Here is a 17198-nt window from a genome sequence, read left to right as displayed (position 1 = left end):
TTAAGCGATAACCAGTTATAGCAGTCATCGCTAATGAAGATAGCGCCTTCATGTTATGATATACCCCGGTACAGTATGTGAGGATGTATGCCACACTCTCCTGAAGATAAAAAGCGAGCGCTTAACAGAATTAAAAGGATACAGGGGCAATGCGAAGGCATTCAGCGATCGCTGGAAGCTGGCGTAGATTGTGCGCCTGTATTGATGCAAATGGCTGCTGTCAGAGGCGCAATAAATGGTCTGATGACCGAGGTCCTGGAAAGCTACATAAAAGAAGAGTTCGCGGGGAAGTTAAACTCTGATAGCGGCAGTGAACAGGAAATCGGTGAGCTGGTTAAATTAGTTCGCTCTTATTTTAAGTAATTGAATCGACGGTTACTCTTTCCGTTCCATTGAAAAGCAGCGTCTTTGGGTGCTGCTTTTTTTATGTCTAAATTAACAAGCTCAGTCTATTAAATTATCATCGTTAAATTATTTGAACGAGTGGCCGTAACTCTATGTGCTAAAGTTTGTGCAGAATTTTACGGATGATCAATATGACTATTTCAAGCAACCAAAAAATCAGCCTAGGCATGATAAATTATTCAGTTAAAACAGATGAATGCAATAGCAGAGAGCTTGTCTTGCACGCTGTTGTCAGAGACATTATCAAGTGGATTGATGACAATCTTGATGTAAATCTTAGAGTTGACGTTATTACCAGAAGAAGCGGTTATACCCACTGGTACTTTCAGCGGAGATTCAAGGACATTACCGGGATATCAATAGCTGATTACATTCGCATTTGTCGTGTAATAAACGCCACCAGTGCGCTCATCACTACCGACAAAAATATTATGTCGATCGCAATGGATAATGGTTTTAGCAGTCAGCAAACCTTCACACGCGTCTATCGTCATTATGTTAATGAACCGCCAGGGAGCATCCGCAAGGCCTATTGTGGCGAACCCGCATATGTTGAAAACATGAGGTCAGAAATGTTTCAGAGCTATCCTTTCTTCCAGGGTAGGGATACGGCTCATTAACCTTCTCTCATCTTCTGTGGTAGCGATAGCCTAACAGCGATCACAGCTCTCATTGCTTATCATAAAGCGAGCGTTTAGAGAGGTTCTGGGCACTACCAATAATTACCCTTATTTTTAATTTCATTATAAAACAAACAGATATATTGTTTTTATTATGAATACCAAAAATCATGTATACCCCCATAGGGTATACGATTTATACTCCCCCTACTCGATAAACCTTTACCACCTCTCCAGAGCGGCGTGATTAGCATTTTGCCAACAACCACTCCGCTCAATCCGAACCCTCAATTAAGTGGAGTGCCATTATGAAATCACGCGCTGCTGTTGCATTTGGCCCAGGCCAACCTTTAAAAATTGTTGAAATTGACGTTGAGCCGCCACGCGCGGGTGAAGTGTTAGTAAAAATCAGTCACACGGGCGTCTGCCACACTGACGCCTTTACCTTGTCAGGTGATGATCCTGAAGGCGTTTTCCCTGCAGTTCTTGGTCATGAAGGTGCTGGCGTAGTCGTTGAGGTTGGCGAAGGCGTTACCAGCGTAAAACCTGGCGATCATGTCATTCCTCTTTACACCGCTGAATGTGGCGAATGCCTGTTCTGCAAATCCGGCAAGACCAACCTGTGCACCGCAGTTCGTGCCACCCAAGGTAAAGGCCTGATGCCGGATGGCACAACGCGCTTCTCATACAACGGTCAGCCGATCTACCACTACATGGGTTGCTCAACATTTAGTGAGTACACCGTGGTGGCTGAAGTCTCTCTGGCGAAAATAAATCCAGAAGCCAATCACGAGCATGTTTGCCTGCTCGGCTGTGGTGTAACCACCGGTATCGGCGCTGTTCACAATACGGCAAAAGTGCAGCCTGGTGATTCAGTGGCCATTTTCGGCTTAGGCGGCATCGGCCTTGCAGCCATTCAGGGCGCGCGTCAGGCAAAAGCGGGCCGCATCATTGCTATTGATACCAACCCTTCCAAGTTCGAGCTGGCTAAGCAGTTCGGCGCGACTGACTGCATCAATCCAAACGATTACGACAAACCGATTCAGGACGTCATTGTTGAAATGACTGGCTGGGGTGTCGATCACTCCTTCGAATGTATCGGCAATGTGAACGTGATGCGTGCAGCATTAGAGTCTGCTCACCGTGGCTGGGGTCAGTCGGTCATTATTGGCGTAGCCGGTGCGGGCAAAGAGATTTCCACACGTCCGTTCCAGCTGGTTACGGGCCGTCAGTGGAAAGGCTCTGCATTTGGTGGCGTTAAAGGCCGTAGTCAGCTGCCGGGAATGGTTGAAGATGCCATGAAGGGTGAAATTGAGCTGAAACCATTTGTGACTCACACCATGGCACTTGATGACATTAATGATGCATTTGACCTGATGCATGAAGGCAAATCTATTCGCACCGTTATCCACTACTGATCTCTCAACGCATCGGGTGCGGCGCGCTTGTCGCACCTGTTTAATCAAGGATTAATTCATGAACGTTCAGAAAATACATCCAGCGGTAGACGCCGGCATCAAAGCTGCACATGAGCATTTTTCTGGTGGCGTGTTGCGTTGCCACTGCACGGAGAATCAGGTTGAAGTAAAGCTCGATAGCCAGACAATGTTTAACCACGCCTGTGGTTGTACGAAATGCTGGAAACCTTCAGGTGCACTATTCTCACTGGTTGCAGTTGTTCCCAAAGACAACGTTTCTGTCATTGCAAACGCAGATAAATTGAAAGTCGTTGATGAAAATGCCCTGATCAGACGTCATGCCTGTACTCACTGTGGTGTCCACATGTATGGCCGCATTGAGAACGCGCAACATGCCTTTTATGGTCTGGATTTTGTTCACACTGAACTGTCTGATGCCGAAGGCTGGTCTGCGCCAGGGTTTGCAGCGTTCGTTTCGTCGATTATTGAAAGCGGCGCGCCTGTTTCTAAAATGGCCGACGTCCGTGAGCGCTTATCTGACCTGGCGTTGACGCCATACGATTGTCTGTCACCAGAACTGATGGACATGCTGGCAGCTCACAGCGCCAAACAGGCTGGAACCTGGCAGGAATAATCGTCTCGTAGTGAGTGTCTGTCAGTAACTTTATTCACTAAAACAATGATAGGCAATGACGCTTTGCCGGTTACTCGCCTTGCAGTAACCGGCTTTTTTGTGCCTGAAATCATGCAGAGTGAATCGCCGTGATGCCAAGGTGATGGGTTATCTCGCGAACAAACACAAATCCTGCGAGCTCCTGCAGCGCCTCTTCCGATAAAGAGAGTGGATGGTAGGAAATATCATCCGCCAGTCTATTGAAAGCGTCCTCAATATGCTCGGGTGTGGCTAAAGATGCACCGTCTAAATAGCTCGCACATACGGCCTTTAACAACGGATCTTGACTGATTGCCTCACCATGGATCGGGGTGATTGTCGAATCGGATTCAATAATCTCCTCGGTGCGATAAATCATCATCTCAAGGTGCCAGGCGGTAAGCGATGTCTGAGCCGTAATTCCTGACAGGATGTAATCCACTCCTTTAGCGACATCAATTCTTTTGGCCGATTCTGGCCAGAAAAAATGCGTACTTTCACGTAATAGGGAAAATTCAGCGTTTATCATTTCACACTCTCTAGCTGCCAGGGAAGAACGTTAAGCGTCTGGCTGACGTTGAACGCGTTAAAAATAGATGACATCATAAATGCCACTTATTGGCTCATCTACAACAAGGTGTTTCTAATGGATCGTCTTACCAGTATGACGGTTTTTACGCGCTCCGTAGAACTGGGCTCATTTACCGCTGCCGCTGAAGCGCTGGATATGTCGCCACAGCTGGTTGGAAAAAACGTTTCCTTCCTTGAACAACATCTGGGTGTTCGCCTGATAAACCGCACCACCCGACAGCACAGCGTGACTGAAGCGGGTCGCGACTTCTATGAGCGGGCAAAAATTATTCTCGCTGAACTTGAAGCGGCAGAATCCTTTGCAGCAGAGACGCGAGCGACACCGCGAGGCCGCATCCGCATCAACGCTCCGGTCACCTTCGGCGTTCATGCGCTTGCCCCCTTACTTCCGATATACCTCAAGCAGAACCCAGACGTTACGGTTGAAATGATGCTGGCAAATAGAATGGTAGACCTGATTGATGAAGGTTTTGACATCGTTTTTCGGGTTGGGCATCTGCCGGACAGTGGTTTGGTCGCCCGCGCGTTACACCCTTACCAGCTGATTGCCTGTGCTTCACAAGCTTACCTGGATGATGCACCGCCATTGGTTCATCCTAGCGATCTGAGCCAACATGAGTGCCTGATTTTCAGCCATACCTCATTGAGAACACATTGGGAGTTTGAAAGCGCTGAAGGGATGCTACGTGTTGCCGTCGAAGGAAGGTTGATGCTGGACAGCGGAGAAGCGCTCATTAATGCTGCCCGCGCTGGACAGGGCGTAGCGCTACAGCCGGCTGAACTGGTTAAACCTCTGATTGACGAAGGCAGCCTGGTGCAGGTATTAGGCGCGTTTAACATTCCCACACGTCCTTTGCATATTCTCCACGCCCCCGATCGCCGCCTGACGCCGAAGGTACGCAGCTTCCTTGATTTTGCCTCAGACCAGTTTGGTTCCGGGCGGCTTTAACTCTCTGCCGCCCGTCAACATCAGCTCAGATAGCGACGTCGTCATTGAGATTAACATGGGATTTTACGGCCATCTCTCTGCGCCATTCATCTACCCCGGCTGGCCACGTTATCCCTTTAACAATGGATAACGAGCGCAGCAGTGGGAAAAGACGGATATCCGTCAACGAGAAATGCCCGCTATCCCGCTCTTGCTGCGAGAGCAACAGCTCAAGAACCTCGAGTTTGGCATTTATCTCCGCCACCAGGCTGTCGGTTTGTTCCATCAAACGAGCGAAGGGACCGAAAACGGCTTCTTTCTTACTGACAAAATAGTGTCTCGCAGCATCCTGACGAAACTCGTCAAAATCAGCGCTTGCCCAGCGCGGAATCGCCAGCGGATAAATCAGTTTTGTCGCCTCTTCCATCCAGGTTTCGATAGCTGAATTATCAGGCACCGTCACCACCGCCGAACCGTAGTTTTCATCAATGTATTTGACGATGTCCAGGCTTTCACCAATCGCTTCATTGCTTTCAGTGACCAGAACCGGCAGCATTTTTTTGCCGATAAGACGAGTTGGTGTTGCTTCGTCATCATTCGGCAGCGTAATGATCTCGCACGCAACATCTTTCAAGCCAAAAATCATGCGTGAGCGCACGCAGAATGGGCAGTGGTCGTACACATAAAGTTTCATAGCGGAGTCTTTCATCGTTTTTAATCTACAAAATTAACGGGTAAATCCATCAAAAGGCGTCATATACACGGCACCAAAGGGATCTAAACGCTTACGAATTTCATCATCGGGTTCGCCGTAAACCGTCAGGCCAGTGATAGTGACTAAGGAGAGAAAGGTTTCAGCGAAAGGTGCGAATGTGTGATCAACATGGCTCACCAGGTCTTGCTGACGATAACGCTCAACGATGTGCGCTGTTTTCTGATCGTCGCTGACGCTGTAGACGTAACTCAGCGTGCCGGGTTCTTTACTGGTGGCTTCGACTACGCGTGATACCAATGCTTTAAACGCAGGAAATTGTCCGTCATTGACGGCCAGGTTAAACACGCAGGTAATTTCATTTTTCATCGTAATCTCCAGAACTGTGGGAGCAGGCGAACGTGCAAAGAAGAGAGGGAGAGACTCTCCGCAAGAGGAATATGCCGTTATGCGCTGGGGCATAACGGCGAATCTGACGGAGGTGCGCTGCGGGTCAGCTCGACTTTTTCAGCGTCTCAGCAAAAATCTCACCTGAGATAGCCCAGTTGCTGGTGGTTACATCGTTGAAAATGACATAGACATACTGCGGGTCAACTTTAGCGTGGGTGGCAATAGCTTCAGTCACTGCTTTAGCGATAGCAGGTTTAGCATCATCACGACCATCGAACATCTGGATATTAACTACTGGCATGGTAGAACCCCTTCATGAGTGGACGAACTGTCAGACAACCTGACGATGAAGAAATCCTACGCTGATAGCTGAAGTGGATAAACAGGCTCAAAGGGGACAGAGTGTAGAACTGATATCTACAATCACTCGAATGCTTTTTGTGCCGCTAATTCGATCAACTCATCAATGATAAAACGTACACCGGGGAGTAAATGACGGGCGCGGGGCCATATAACATTTAGCTCGGTGGGCGCTGGATTGCAGGCGGCAAGCAGTGGCACCAGTTTTCCAGCCTGGATATGGGGTCGCAAAAGCGCTTCAGGAAACTGAATCAAGCCGGCCCCGGCAATACAGGCATCGATCATGGCATCGCCATCACTGATTTGATGAAAAGGTGTGGGTTTAAGTCTGATGTCCCTGCCGCTCTCGTCACGGATGAGCCAGCTAAGCGGCGCGCCACCGCGCCAGGCCAGAATACAGCGGTGATCGGCCAATTCGGTCAGTGTCTCAGGTTTTCCGTACGTCGAAATATAGGCGGGTGACGCGCAGATAATCAAATGCTGGTCGTTCAGCTTACGCGCGATGAGGTCGGTGGTGTCTTTAACTGGACCAAAGCGGATGGCGAGGTCAAAACCAATATCCAGCGGATCAATGATGCGATCGTTAAACGTGATGGTTAGCTTCAGATGCGGATAGCGCTTAGTCATGTCCATCAGTACCGGCATCATCACCGAGCGGCCAAAGGCGGCTGGCAAATCAATCCTCACTGTGCCAGTGGGTTCCGTTAGCTTTGAACGCAGCGCCATCTCGGCCATTTGCAGGGTTTCCAGCGCACTCTGGCAGCTTGCCAGATACGCTTCGCCTTCCGTGGTCAGGCTGATTTTACGTGTAGTGCGATGAAACAGTGGAATGCCGAGATTATGCTCAAGTCGCTGAATACTTTTACCAATGGCCGATTTCGACACGCCCAACTGTTCAGCAGCTTCAGTAAAGCTACTGGCGTTAGCCGCCGTCACAAAGTGGACGATACTGCTGAAAGATTCGGTAGAAATCACTGTTGGCATCGTGAGCGCCTGGATGAAAATCAGAGGGTTACTTTAGCGTAAACTCTAAACGCAAAACAGCGCACGTGAGGGATCAATCAGATGGAAGGGAAACGAGTTCGATGCGGAAAATATGAAGATGGCGAACAATCTGTTCGCCATCTTTAGCAATCTTATTTTTTTACTGTGGTAGGTTTGAGGGCAAACTTGCCGTCGCCGGTCAATGCCAGAACAATCAGACCCACAATCCAGAATGCAGGGAATTCCCAGCCACCATTCGGGTTAGTAAAGAAGAAGCCTGCAGGTCCATGCACAGTGACAATGGCGCCCAGTAAAACCGGGATCAGCACCACAGCAACAATACGGGTGTAGATACCCAGAATCAGTGCAATCGCGCCAATTAACTCTACTGCCATGGTGAGGTAAGCCAGACCACCCGGCAAACCCAGCGATGCAAAGAATTTAGCGGTACCTGCCGGTGTGAAGACAAAAAACTTCAGCCCGAAGTGCGCAAGAAAAAGTATGCCTAAAGACAGGCGCATGACCAGAGCTGCATAAGGTGTTGTACGGGTATCGAACATGGTGTTTTCCTCTCATTAAGTTGATGAGAGAACTCTACACTTATTCCTTTATGGAGATTATCCGGTTAAAAAAGGTGACTTTATTTCCAAAACAGAAATTATTCCCACCGCGGTGTGCCGGCAAAGGCTTCAACCAGGAAATCGATGAGTGCACGGGATTTATGCGCAATATATTTTGCCGGCGGATAGACGGCATACAGCCCCATTGGCGGTGCTTCCGACGAGGGAAGTACGGTCTGAAGCTTACCCGTTTTCAACGCCTCGCTGACCACAAACCCAGGCAGGCGGGATATGCCTAACCCTGCAATGGCGGCATTTAAACACACTTCTGCATTGGAAAATTTCATTCTGCCATTCACTGCCTGCGTGATGAGCTGCTGATTTTCATCAATAAATGGCCACAGGTAAGGTTCTCGAAAATTCGTGTCCACTACGCAGTCATGTTCAGTGAGTTGCTCCCAATGGCTGGGCGTTCCCCGTGCTGAGAGGTAGTCAGGCGAAGCGACAAGGACAATCCTGATATCACAGAGTCTTCTGGCAATTAAGCTGCTGTCATCCAACTTGCCAATACGTAAGGCCAGATCAAATCCTTCATCGATAACGTTTACCAGGCGGTCAGCAAAACGCACGTCGAGTTCGATATCAGGATAGCGATGCGCGAACTCGATCAACAAATCCGGCATTTGCAGTGTGCCGAAGGTCACCGGCGCTGATATACGCAATATGCCTGAAGGGGTGTTCGAGGAGTTTCGGACCGAGTCATTGAGGGCATCATAGTTGGCGATGAGCTGACGAATCTGTTCGTAATAAGCGCGCCCCACTTCGGTAGGCGTCAACGAACGGGTGCTGCGTCGCAGCAACGTCACGCCCAGTTCACGCTCAAGACGTGAGATCAGTTTTGATGCCTGTCCATGGCTGACATCAAGCCGTTGCGCTGCCGCCGTAAAACTACCGGTTTCCATTACCGCGATGAACATGCGGTCACATTCAATTCTTTCCATAACCCCTCGGGTTTATCGTTACCCTTCATTAAAAACAAATCATATATAAAGCATGTATGAATTTGTCATTTATTTCATTTTGTTCCAAATCTAAGGTGTGAAGCATTCACGCTCCAATCCAGCATTGAGCTTTCTTCATACTGAGGTTAATACGATGGAAGGTAATAAGCTAACGGGCCTAAACCGCTGGTTGTCAGATTTTCTGGCGCCAGTCAGTGCCCCGCAATGGCCAGACGAAATTCCACATGAAGTTGACTTACCACGGGGTAAGCTGCGCGGCAGCTCGTACGACGGCGTAAATATTTATCGTGGCATTCCTTATGCGCAGCCGCCTGTAGGAAAGCGCCGTTTTGCACCTCCCGTTCCGGTTCAACCCTGGAAAGGCGTCAAGGATGCGACGCAGTTTGGGCCGATGAGCTATCAGGATGGTAAGGGTAATTTCTCCGAAGACTGTCTGTATCTGAATATCTGGAGCCCGGAGGCCAGCAGCACAGCGGCGCTTCCGGTTTACGTTTTCATTCACGGTGGCGGCTACGTTCTGGGAAGCGGCTCTCAACCGCTTTACGAAGGAAAACATCTGGCTCAGCAGGGTATCGTGGTTGTCACTCTGAACTACCGTCTGGGCACGCTGGGCTTTCTGCCCTCGGCTGCTGCGTATGAAGAACATGGCACCACGGGCAACTGGGGACTGCTCGATATGGTTGCTGCTCTCAAATGGGTACAGGAAAATATCCGGGCATTTGGTGGTGATCCCTCGCGCGTCACGGTGGGTGGAGAATCCGCTGGCTCTTACGCGGTCAGTACGCTGATTGTTTCTCCGCTTGCCAGGGGCTTATTTGATCAGGCGATTATGCAAAGCGGAAGCCTGCCTAACGCCACGGCGGTTGCACCAGAAAATGTTCTCTCTCTTGCACAGGCCCACGATAAGGCAGCGCATTTTTTTGATAAGTTGGGATTGAAGGATGATGCAAAAGGTCTGGCCGCTTTAAGGGAACTGCCTGTCTATAAATTGTTGGCCGTTTCAGCTGAGTCTACTCTGCAGCCACCGCAAGTCGCCGGCTTCTGGCCCGTGCCTGACGGACACGTTTATCATGCAGACCCCATGGAAACTGTCGCAAAAGGTGAGATAAATCCGGTCAGGTTGCTTGCAGGGTTTAATACCGATGAAGGGAGTCTTTTCGTACCCGCAGAGGCAACTGAACAGCACTATGTATCACTCATCGAGAGTGCCTTTGGTGACAATGCCGCTGAGGTTTTGCAACGTTTTCCGGTCAACATGGAATACAGCGCTGCAGCGCGCATGAACCAGCTTATTACGCTGGGATTACTGCGCAGTGGTGTTTATCTGTATGCCGATGCGCTGGCACGTCATCGCGAAGTCTATGTCTATCACTTCGATTATGTCGATCCGGATCTCGCTACGACTGGATTGGGCGTTATTCATGGCTCGGAGCTAAAGTTTATTTTCAATAATCTTATCGATGCTGATACCTGGAATGAAGAGGCGAAGAATGTTGCCAATGAAATGCAGGTGGCGTGGATTAATTTTATTAAGCATGGCAATCCGAATGTCCCGTCTGAAAACCAGCCATGGCAAAAATATGATCCCGCCTCGCCGCAAGAGATGCATATTGCTGTAGAAAGAAAAATGCAGCCGGTTGTAGACCGTGATGATGTGGTGTTCATTAACCAACGATTACAGCGTCAGCGATAATTAAATTTCATGTTCGGCGGCCCATGACGAGCCGCTTTTTTATTATTTGCTCTCTGCCGTGATTTTTAAATTTTTGAACCAGGCATTGGTACCTGACTCAATCCAAATACCGACACCGCCCTGAGCTTTGCTACCCAATTTAAGATCGTTGACCATGAAGGCCGGTGTTGGATTATTATTCAAATACAGCGTGGCATGCTGACTTGAAACTACGATTTTCACATGAGTCCATTCATTGAGTTTAATGTCCGCGTAGGTCTCATAACGCTCAGGCGCTTCTTTACGCAGCCTGTCGAATCGAAAATTTGGATAAGCAAAATATTGAACGCTGTGATTACGACGTACTTGATCCTGCGACTGACTATTAGTTGGACGTAGGTAGATGTTTTCGAAGCTGCCATCTGGCTGAATGCGAAATGATACGCCCGCAAAACCCCTTGCGTAACCCGGCGCTCCTGCCGCCAGCGTACTGGCAAGATCGACTTCAATGATGCCGCTATGGAAGTTAATCGGTAGCCACGCCATAAAATTGCGATCGGTTAGCGTCTCTTTATCAGGGTCCTGCCACTGACGAGAAGGCATCGACATGCGTAAGGCTTCACTTCCTTTAAAATTGCCTTCTTCCAAAGTGACACCGATTAGGTTGAAATCCTTAGCGGGTAAAGTTAATGCTGTACTGGCGTCTGCGCTGAAAGCCATCATGCAGCCAACCGTTAATAATCCACTTTTTTTAAACATGTATGAGCGCCTTAAAAATTAAATCGCGTTTATGCAAATTTACGATAAAGGCGATAGTAAAAATAATAAATATCTATAGGGCATTAACAGAATATACAGTTTGTTTAGAATGACATTACTCAGATCATTCAGTGAGTGGTAGCATTGGTCGCCAGCGTTCAGATACGTTCTGAGACTGGTACCCGCCAGCTTAATGGCTTGCGTTGATTTGCGTTCTCCACCTTTGGTGGAAATTACGGGAACTTTTTTCATCAAGCACATCCGAAATTAGTTCGGGTGTACATCTGCATAACTCCGTCAACGCCCGTTAACTACATAACTTTCCATGACAAAATCAATCCTTAAATCTATACATGAGAATTGAAAATCACCGTATCCGTGGTTCAATTCCGCGTCCGGGCACCCACATTTAGAAATTCAGCTTATGGCTAGGTTTTTGCTGTTCCGCTTTTGTGAATCCCAACCCATGTGCTTTCATCTCTCAAAATGATCCTGCACTGATACATGCCAATAGAGCTCCCGCCAGCTAATACTTTAAATTTATCCCCCCATAATAAAATCCAATAAAATTAATTATCAGCGAGTTAAATAACGGCACAATATTATTTCGTGATCCTGTTTCCGTTAGCCGTAACATCCGATACGTAACACCGATGCAATCGCGTAAGCTTTAAACACAGCTGATTATTAAAGAGTTTACTTGAGTGCATGCTTAATAAGCTGACGCATTAAACAGTCATAAAATAAAACAATTATTTTTACCCATTTAATTAACGATTAAATATCACTATCCGATTATCAAAACATCCCTTACAGGAAAATAACGATGAGCGCAGGAAACCGAATCTATTTACGTCGTCCGGCCGATGCCGAACCGCTGCTGGAAGCCTTTCGCTGTTTGCCGGCTGCGGTGGTAGCCGATTGCATGAGCCGCTTGCCCGCGTTGTCGTCGGAGATCAGCCTGAAAACCGCGCCGCGCCAGCCGATAATGTGCGGCCTGGCCGTTACGGTCAAAGCCCGCTCTGGCGACAACCTGATGCTACATAAAGCGTTAGACATGGCGGGCCGTAACGATGTGATCATCCTGTCGAACGAAGGCGATCGCAGTCAGTCATTGATGGGCGAAGTGATGGCGACTTACGCCAAACAGCGCGGCATGGAAGGCATTGTGCTGGATGGGCCGGTACGTGATATCGACGGTTTGTCGCGCATGGACTTCCCCCTGTACGCCGCCGGTCACACGCCGGGCGGCCCATTTAAGGATGGTCCGGGTGAAATCAATGTGCCGATTGCCTGCGGCAAAATCCACGTCTCACCGGGCGATATCGTGTTGGGCGATGCGGATGGCGTGATTGTCATTCCACGCCAGGATGCGGCGCGTATTCTCGAAGCGGCACAGGCCTATTTGATTGTTGATGAACGCAACTTCGAGCTGGCAAAAACCGGCTCGCTGGAGCGCAGCTGGCTGGATGAGACGCTGCGCAGCAAGCAGGTTGAAATCATTGATGATGTGTTTCGTTAACGCAATGTCCATGTTTCACCGTTGTAGGGTGCGCATTCCTGCGCACCTTGCTAAGGCGTACTGCTCACCATCGCCAGTTTACGCTGTCGATTCTCACGCCACACCGTGAAAATGCCGGCCAGCGCCACAACTGATGCCCCCAGTAAAGTGGTGCTGCCCGGCAAACTATGCAGAAACAGATACCCAATCAGCATCGACCACACCAGCGTGGTGTAATCGAACGGCGCCAGCAGCGAGGCATCGGCGTAACGCAGGCTTAGCGTCACTAAAATCTGCGCCAGCCCGCCAAACAAGCCGCAGCCCACCAGCAGTAACAGCTGCAACGCGTTGGGTTGGGTCCAGCCAAACAGCGCAGTTGCCAGGCCGATAAGGGTGGTCATCAGCGAGAAATAGAACACAATCGCGCCCGGCTTCTCGATGCCGTTAAGAAAGCGGATTTGCACGTTCGAGGTCGCCGAACAGAGCGCCGCAATCAACGCAAACGCCACGCCGAGGCTGGTCGTCGCGTTGCTGGCCTGGCTGGAAAATAGCGCGCCGCTGGCGTTCAGACTGGAGGAAAGCATAATCAAAATGCCGGATAACCCCACCACCACCGCTACCCAGCGCGACATGCGCACCCGCTCTTTAAGCAGCATCGCCGCCAAAATGACGGTAAACAGCGGTGCCGCGTAGCTCAGCGCCGTCGCATCGGCCAGCGAGATGTACACCAGCGCCAGATAGTTAAAATACATGCCGCCGGTGCCGGAAAAACCACGAATGAAGTGGCCAAACAGGTTGCGCGTTTTAAGGTTTTCCAGCACGTTGCCCTGCACTTTTAGCCATATCAACAGCGGAAACAGGGCGATAAAACTGCGGAAAAAAATCACTTCGCCGGTGGGAATCGCACCGTTCAGCCCCTTCACGCACGCCAGCATCAACGTGGCGCATAGCGCGGCCAAAATCTTCAGTAACACGCCTAATCGGGCATTCATGCGGTTTCTATTCTCTCTACCACTTGCAATCGGCGGGACTGCCGAGAGGACATGCGTGCAGCCTGGCGAGAAAAGTGTGCGCTGGATAACACTTTTTCGCTCTGCCCGAATAGAAAGAACTTATGCCCCGCTGGTCATATTTTTTCGCTATTGCACAACAGGGTTTCCCTCTTTTTAGTCTGAAAACAAAGCCGATATAGTCCAGAAAAGCGAGAACGCTGGCGCTCCGACCCGGTGACGCCGTGGTATTCATCATTGAGGACGTTCACATGACCATGAAAAGACCTACCACCATCGGGCTGGCACTGCTGCCGCTACTGGCTATTTCGGCTGCGCATGCAGACATGATGGCGAACATCAAATCCAGCGGCGAGCTGAAGTGTGCGGTCTATTCGGACGTCCCGCCCTTCTCCTCTCCGGACCCAAAAACACGCCAGCTGGCGGGGATGGATATCGATCTGTGTAACGCGCTGGCGAAGCAGATGAACGTCAAGCTGACGCTGGTGCCGACTTCGGTTGAAGCGCGCATTGCGGTAATCGCCACCGGGCGCGCCGACGTGCTTATCGCCAACCTTGCCTACACCAAAACCCGCGGCAACCAGATTCAGTTCAGCGATCCCTATTACGTCGCCAAAGAGATGCTGCTGGTGAAAGCACCGCTGGCCGATAAGCCGCTGAGCTACTTCCAGGGGAAACGCATCAGCGCCACTAAAGGCACCACCTCTGAGCAGTCGATCCACATCAAAGGCGGCAAAGCGGTGACTTTCCAGGATTCAGCCTCCGCGTTCCTCGCGCTGCAGCAGAACAAGTCAGTGGGCTTCGTCACCAACACCATGACCGGCATCAAAACCATCTCGCAGGCGAAAAAAGACGGCATCAATCTGGCGATGATTAAAGAGCCCATGGCGCTGGAGCCGATTGGTGTCGGCATGAAGCGTGACGAGCCGGCACTGCTGGCCAGCGTCAACAGCAGCCTGAAGGCGATGGATGATGATGGCACTATCGACAAAATCTGGGACACCTGGATTGGACCAAATACCGAATACAAAATGGTGCGCGAAGAGCGCGTGCAGCCGCTCTCCAGTCTGAAATTTGAACCGCTGGAATAACCATGCCCGTGACGTCGCACTCTGCTCTCCAGCCCGCCAGCGCCCCCGCGCTGGCTTGCTCCTCTGATATCAAACTCTCCACCATTGGTGCACGTGCGTGGCTGGTGGAAGCGCCGGGCGGTTTCGATCTCCCGGCACAGCGCCGCATCTGGTCGCTGGCGTGCCTGCTGCATGCCGACGAAGCGATTGAAGCGCTGATTCCCGGTGTCACCAACCTGCTGGTGCTGTTCCGCCATATTCCAGCCGATGAAACCGCCGTGCGCATGCAGTTGCACGCCGCCTGGGATCAGGCGCAGGCGATCAGCCCGCAGGGCAAACTGATTGAAATTCCCGTGCATTATGGCGGCGAACACGCCACCGATCTCGAAGCCGTGTGTCGTCATACCGGTCTGAGCCCGCGTGAGGTGGTACGTCTGCATCATCAAAGCGAATACACGGTGTTTGCCTTAGGCAGCGCGCCGGGCTTCGGCTATCTGCATGGTTTAGATCCGCAGCTAGCGACGCCGCGTAAGAAAGTGCCGTCGCTCAGCATGCTGAAAGGCACCGTCACCATCGGCGGCGCGCAGGCGGGCGTCTCGGCGCTGACCGGTCCAAACGGCTGGAATGCTATTGGCTTTGCCGAACTGGCGGTGTTTGACCCGCTGGCGGAATCCCCTGCGCTGATGGCGCCGGGCGATCGCATCCGTTTTCTTCCGCAGAGGATTGAGCTGTGATTGAGATCGAACAGAGCGGTGCGCTGAATACGGTACAGGATTTAGGACGTTTCAACTTCCGCCACATGGGCGTATCGGTGAGCGGCGCGATGGATGCGCTGGCGCTGCGTGCTGGTAATTTGCTGCTGGGCAATGATGAAAACGCGGCGGCACTTGAAGTGCAGCTGTTCCCGTTTCGCATGCGTTTTCTGCAGGACAGCAGCATCGCGGTGACCGGTGCCGATTGTCGACCCACGCTGGATGGCACGCCGCTGCCGCCATGGTGGGGCTGCGGCGTGCGCGCCGGGCAACTGCTGGAGCTGCGTTACCCGCGCAGCGGCGCGCGTGGCTACGTGTGTGTCGCCGGCGGGATTGATGTGCCGCTGGTGCTCGGTTCGCGCAGTACCGCGCTGCGCGGCGGTTTCGGTGGTGTTGATGGACGCCCGCTTCAGCGTGGCGATCGGCTGGCGCTGGGCGAAAGCCGCGTGCCGCCGCTGCCGGTAAGCGGCATCGGTATTGAACCGCCGGACAGCGCCTTGCAGAGCTGGTTTCCGCGTAACAACGCCGGTGAAATACAGCTGCGCGCCATACCGTCGGGCGAATATCCGCTGTTTGCCGCCGATGCCGCACGTTTCTGGCAGCAGTCGTGGCAAGTCTCCAATCAAAGCAATCGCACCGGCTATCGACTGGCGGGCGATCCCATTTTCCCATCCGAAAGCGTTGAGATGCGATCCTACGGTTTGATCCCCGGCATTGTGCAGGTGCCGCCGGGTGGCGAACCGATTATCCAGCTCAGCGATGCCAATACCGCCGGCGGATATCCGAAGATCGCCGGGGTGATCGAGCAGGATCTGTGGCGACTTGGGCAGGTGCTGCCGGGTCAGTCGATCCAGCTGATCCAGAGCGATGCGCGCGAAGCCATCGCCATCGAACAGGAAGTTGCGCGCTGGCTGAATCGGCTGCGCCTCAGCTGCCAGCCACTGCGTAAAGCCCTTACCGTTTAATCCGTAACAGGAACCCAGCCATGAAGATTGATGTGAATTCCGATATGGGCGAAGGCTTCGGCGTTTATCAGCTGTGCGATGACGCCGCCCTAATGAAAGTGGTGTCGTCGGCCAATATCGCCTGCGGTTTCCACGCGGGCGATCCGGCGATCATGACCAACATGGTGCGGCTGGCGAAAGAGCATGGCGTGGGCATTGGTGCGCATCCCGGCTTGCCCGATCGCCAGGGTTTTGGCCGTCGCGAGCTGCCGTTTAGCGCCGAAGAGATTTGCCAGCAGGTGGCGTATCAACTCGGTGCGCTGATGGCGATTGCCGTTGCAGAAGGTACGCAGGTGTCGCACTTCAGCTTCCACGCCGCGATGGGCAACATCGTCAATCGCGATGCCGCGCTGGCAAAACAGGTGATGGAATTAGTGGCGCGCATCAATAACAATCTGATCATCTTCGCCCAGCCCGATACGCTCATCGAAGCCGCCGCGCAGGCTGCAGGCCTGAAAACGCTCACGCTGTTCCTGGCCGACCGCGCCTATGACGCGCAAGGTCGCCTGGTGCCGCGCGGCATCGCCGGTTCGGTGATCAAAGAAGAGAACGCACTGCGCGCCCGCGTGCGTCAGTTTTTGCAGCACGGCACGGTCACGACGATTGAAGGCGAGGAGATCAGGGTGCGCGCGCGTTCGATTCTGGTTCACAGCGACACGCCCGGTTCACTGGCGCTCGCCAATATTGTACGCAGCGAAATCGAAGCCAGCGGCCATCAGGTCGCCCCGGCCGCGGAAGTGTTAGCGCAATAACCCGAAATTTGTACCTGGTATTTCGTAGGGTGCGCA

The 17198-nt window shown here is 51.7% G+C and carries 20 protein-coding genes; 11 read left to right on the top strand and 9 right to left on the bottom strand.

What is annotated here, in order from left to right:
* Nucleotides 1-87: 87 nt before the first annotated feature.
* The 4 genes from WH298_RS11775 to gfa all read left to right on the top strand — a co-directional run bounded on the left by WH298_RS11775 (nucleotide 88) and on the right by gfa (nucleotide 3077).
* Nucleotides 88-363, top strand: coding sequence for a metal/formaldehyde-sensitive transcriptional repressor (locus WH298_RS11775; RefSeq protein WP_007886526.1), 276 nt, complete (start codon nucleotides 88-90; stop codon nucleotides 361-363).
* Nucleotides 364-536: 173 nt separating this feature from the next.
* Nucleotides 537-1025, top strand: coding sequence for a helix-turn-helix domain-containing protein (locus WH298_RS11770; RefSeq protein ID WP_180822925.1), 489 nt, complete (start codon nucleotides 537-539; stop codon nucleotides 1023-1025).
* Nucleotides 1026-1333: 308 nt separating this feature from the next.
* Entirely contained in the window at nucleotides 1334-2443 is a 1110-nt protein-coding gene (locus WH298_RS11765) for an S-(hydroxymethyl)glutathione dehydrogenase/class III alcohol dehydrogenase (RefSeq protein WP_180822924.1), read from the top strand.
* Nucleotides 2444-2501: 58 nt separating this feature from the next.
* Entirely contained in the window at nucleotides 2502-3077 is a 576-nt protein-coding gene (gfa, locus tag WH298_RS11760) for an S-(hydroxymethyl)glutathione synthase (protein ID WP_180822923.1), read from the top strand.
* 109 nt (nucleotides 3078-3186) lie between these two features.
* Here gfa and WH298_RS11755 read toward each other — a convergent pair whose 3' ends face one another.
* A complete protein-coding gene (locus WH298_RS11755; protein WP_180822922.1) occupies nucleotides 3187-3624 on the bottom strand; it encodes a hypothetical protein in 438 nt (145 codons plus the stop codon).
* Between the two features lie 117 nt (nucleotides 3625-3741).
* Here WH298_RS11755 and WH298_RS11750 point away from each other — a divergent pair, with 117 nt between their 5' ends.
* Nucleotides 3742-4635 (top strand): LysR family transcriptional regulator, encoded by an 894-nt coding sequence (locus tag WH298_RS11750; RefSeq protein ID WP_180822921.1) that lies wholly within the window; start codon nucleotides 3742-3744, stop codon nucleotides 4633-4635.
* 25 nt (nucleotides 4636-4660) lie between these two features.
* Here WH298_RS11750 and grxB read toward each other — a convergent pair whose 3' ends face one another.
* From grxB to WH298_RS11720, 6 genes are all read right to left on the bottom strand, one after another.
* Complete coding sequence (grxB, locus tag WH298_RS11745) at nucleotides 4661-5308, bottom strand: glutaredoxin 2 (protein ID WP_180822920.1); 648 nt, start codon at nucleotides 5306-5308, stop codon at nucleotides 4661-4663.
* A gap of 33 nt (nucleotides 5309-5341) precedes the next feature.
* Entirely contained in the window at nucleotides 5342-5695 is a 354-nt protein-coding gene (locus WH298_RS11740) for a putative quinol monooxygenase (RefSeq protein WP_007886518.1), read from the bottom strand.
* A gap of 124 nt (nucleotides 5696-5819) precedes the next feature.
* Nucleotides 5820-6017 carry a tautomerase family protein gene (locus WH298_RS11735; protein ID WP_007886517.1) on the bottom strand — a complete coding sequence of 66 codons (198 nt, stop codon included), beginning with the start codon at nucleotides 6015-6017 and terminating at the stop codon, nucleotides 5820-5822.
* A gap of 122 nt (nucleotides 6018-6139) precedes the next feature.
* On the bottom strand, nucleotides 6140-7060 hold the full coding sequence (locus WH298_RS11730) for a LysR family transcriptional regulator (protein WP_007886516.1): 921 nt from the start codon (nucleotides 7058-7060) through the stop codon (nucleotides 6140-6142).
* Between the two features lie 152 nt (nucleotides 7061-7212).
* Nucleotides 7213-7620: a DoxX family protein gene (locus WH298_RS11725; protein WP_007886514.1), complete on the bottom strand. Its 408-nt coding sequence runs from the start codon at nucleotides 7618-7620 to the stop codon at nucleotides 7213-7215.
* A 98-nt stretch (nucleotides 7621-7718) separates the two neighbouring features.
* The gene (locus WH298_RS11720) at nucleotides 7719-8621 is read right to left on the bottom strand and encodes a LysR family transcriptional regulator (protein WP_007886513.1); all 903 of its coding nucleotides are present in this window, start codon (nucleotides 8619-8621) and stop codon (nucleotides 7719-7721) included.
* A 154-nt stretch (nucleotides 8622-8775) separates the two neighbouring features.
* On the opposite strand from WH298_RS11720, the gene WH298_RS11715 reads away from it, so the two are divergent.
* Nucleotides 8776-10335, top strand: a complete 1560-nt coding sequence (locus WH298_RS11715; RefSeq protein WP_180822919.1) for a carboxylesterase/lipase family protein — start codon at nucleotides 8776-8778, stop codon at nucleotides 10333-10335.
* Nucleotides 10336-10377: 42 nt separating this feature from the next.
* On the opposite strand, the gene WH298_RS11710 is transcribed toward WH298_RS11715, so the two are convergent.
* A complete protein-coding gene (locus WH298_RS11710; protein WP_180822918.1) occupies nucleotides 10378-11073 on the bottom strand; it encodes a 3-keto-alpha-glucoside-1,2-lyase-like domain-containing protein in 696 nt (231 codons plus the stop codon).
* 826 nt (nucleotides 11074-11899) lie between these two features.
* On the opposite strand from WH298_RS11710, the gene WH298_RS11705 reads away from it, so the two are divergent.
* On the top strand, nucleotides 11900-12595 hold the full coding sequence (locus tag WH298_RS11705) for an RraA family protein (RefSeq protein ID WP_007886505.1): 696 nt from the start codon (nucleotides 11900-11902) through the stop codon (nucleotides 12593-12595).
* Nucleotides 12596-12645: 50 nt separating this feature from the next.
* On the opposite strand, the gene WH298_RS11700 is transcribed toward WH298_RS11705, so the two are convergent.
* Nucleotides 12646-13566: a DMT family transporter gene (locus tag WH298_RS11700; protein ID WP_180822917.1), complete on the bottom strand. Its 921-nt coding sequence runs from the start codon at nucleotides 13564-13566 to the stop codon at nucleotides 12646-12648.
* Nucleotides 13567-13835: 269 nt separating this feature from the next.
* Between WH298_RS11700 and WH298_RS11695 the strand changes: the two genes are divergently transcribed.
* The 4 genes from WH298_RS11695 to WH298_RS11680 are packed head-to-tail and all read left to right on the top strand — an operon-like array spanning nucleotide 13836 to nucleotide 17162.
* On the top strand, nucleotides 13836-14675 hold the full coding sequence (locus WH298_RS11695; RefSeq protein WP_049851337.1) for a transporter substrate-binding domain-containing protein: 840 nt from the start codon (nucleotides 13836-13838) through the stop codon (nucleotides 14673-14675).
* A gap of 2 nt (nucleotides 14676-14677) precedes the next feature.
* The gene (gene pxpB / locus WH298_RS11690) at nucleotides 14678-15388 is read left to right on the top strand and encodes a 5-oxoprolinase subunit PxpB (RefSeq protein WP_180822916.1); all 711 of its coding nucleotides are present in this window, start codon (nucleotides 14678-14680) and stop codon (nucleotides 15386-15388) included.
* Complete coding sequence (locus WH298_RS11685) at nucleotides 15385-16371, top strand: 5-oxoprolinase/urea amidolyase family protein (RefSeq protein WP_180822915.1); 987 nt, start codon at nucleotides 15385-15387, stop codon at nucleotides 16369-16371. Before pxpB ends, WH298_RS11685 begins: the two co-directional genes overlap by 4 nt.
* A 20-nt stretch (nucleotides 16372-16391) precedes the next feature.
* Nucleotides 16392-17162 carry a 5-oxoprolinase subunit PxpA gene (locus tag WH298_RS11680; RefSeq protein ID WP_180822914.1) on the top strand — a complete coding sequence of 257 codons (771 nt, stop codon included), beginning with the start codon at nucleotides 16392-16394 and terminating at the stop codon, nucleotides 17160-17162.
* Nucleotides 17163-17198 lie beyond the last annotated feature (36 nt).

Origin of the sequence: Pantoea nemavictus (assembly GCF_037479095.1) — a bacterium.
In the GTDB taxonomy this organism is placed as follows: Bacteria; Pseudomonadota; Gammaproteobacteria; order Enterobacterales; family Enterobacteriaceae; genus Pantoea; species Pantoea nemavictus.
The sequence above is the reverse complement of the archived record's forward strand: the minus strand, read 5'-3'. Positions and strand labels throughout refer to the sequence as shown.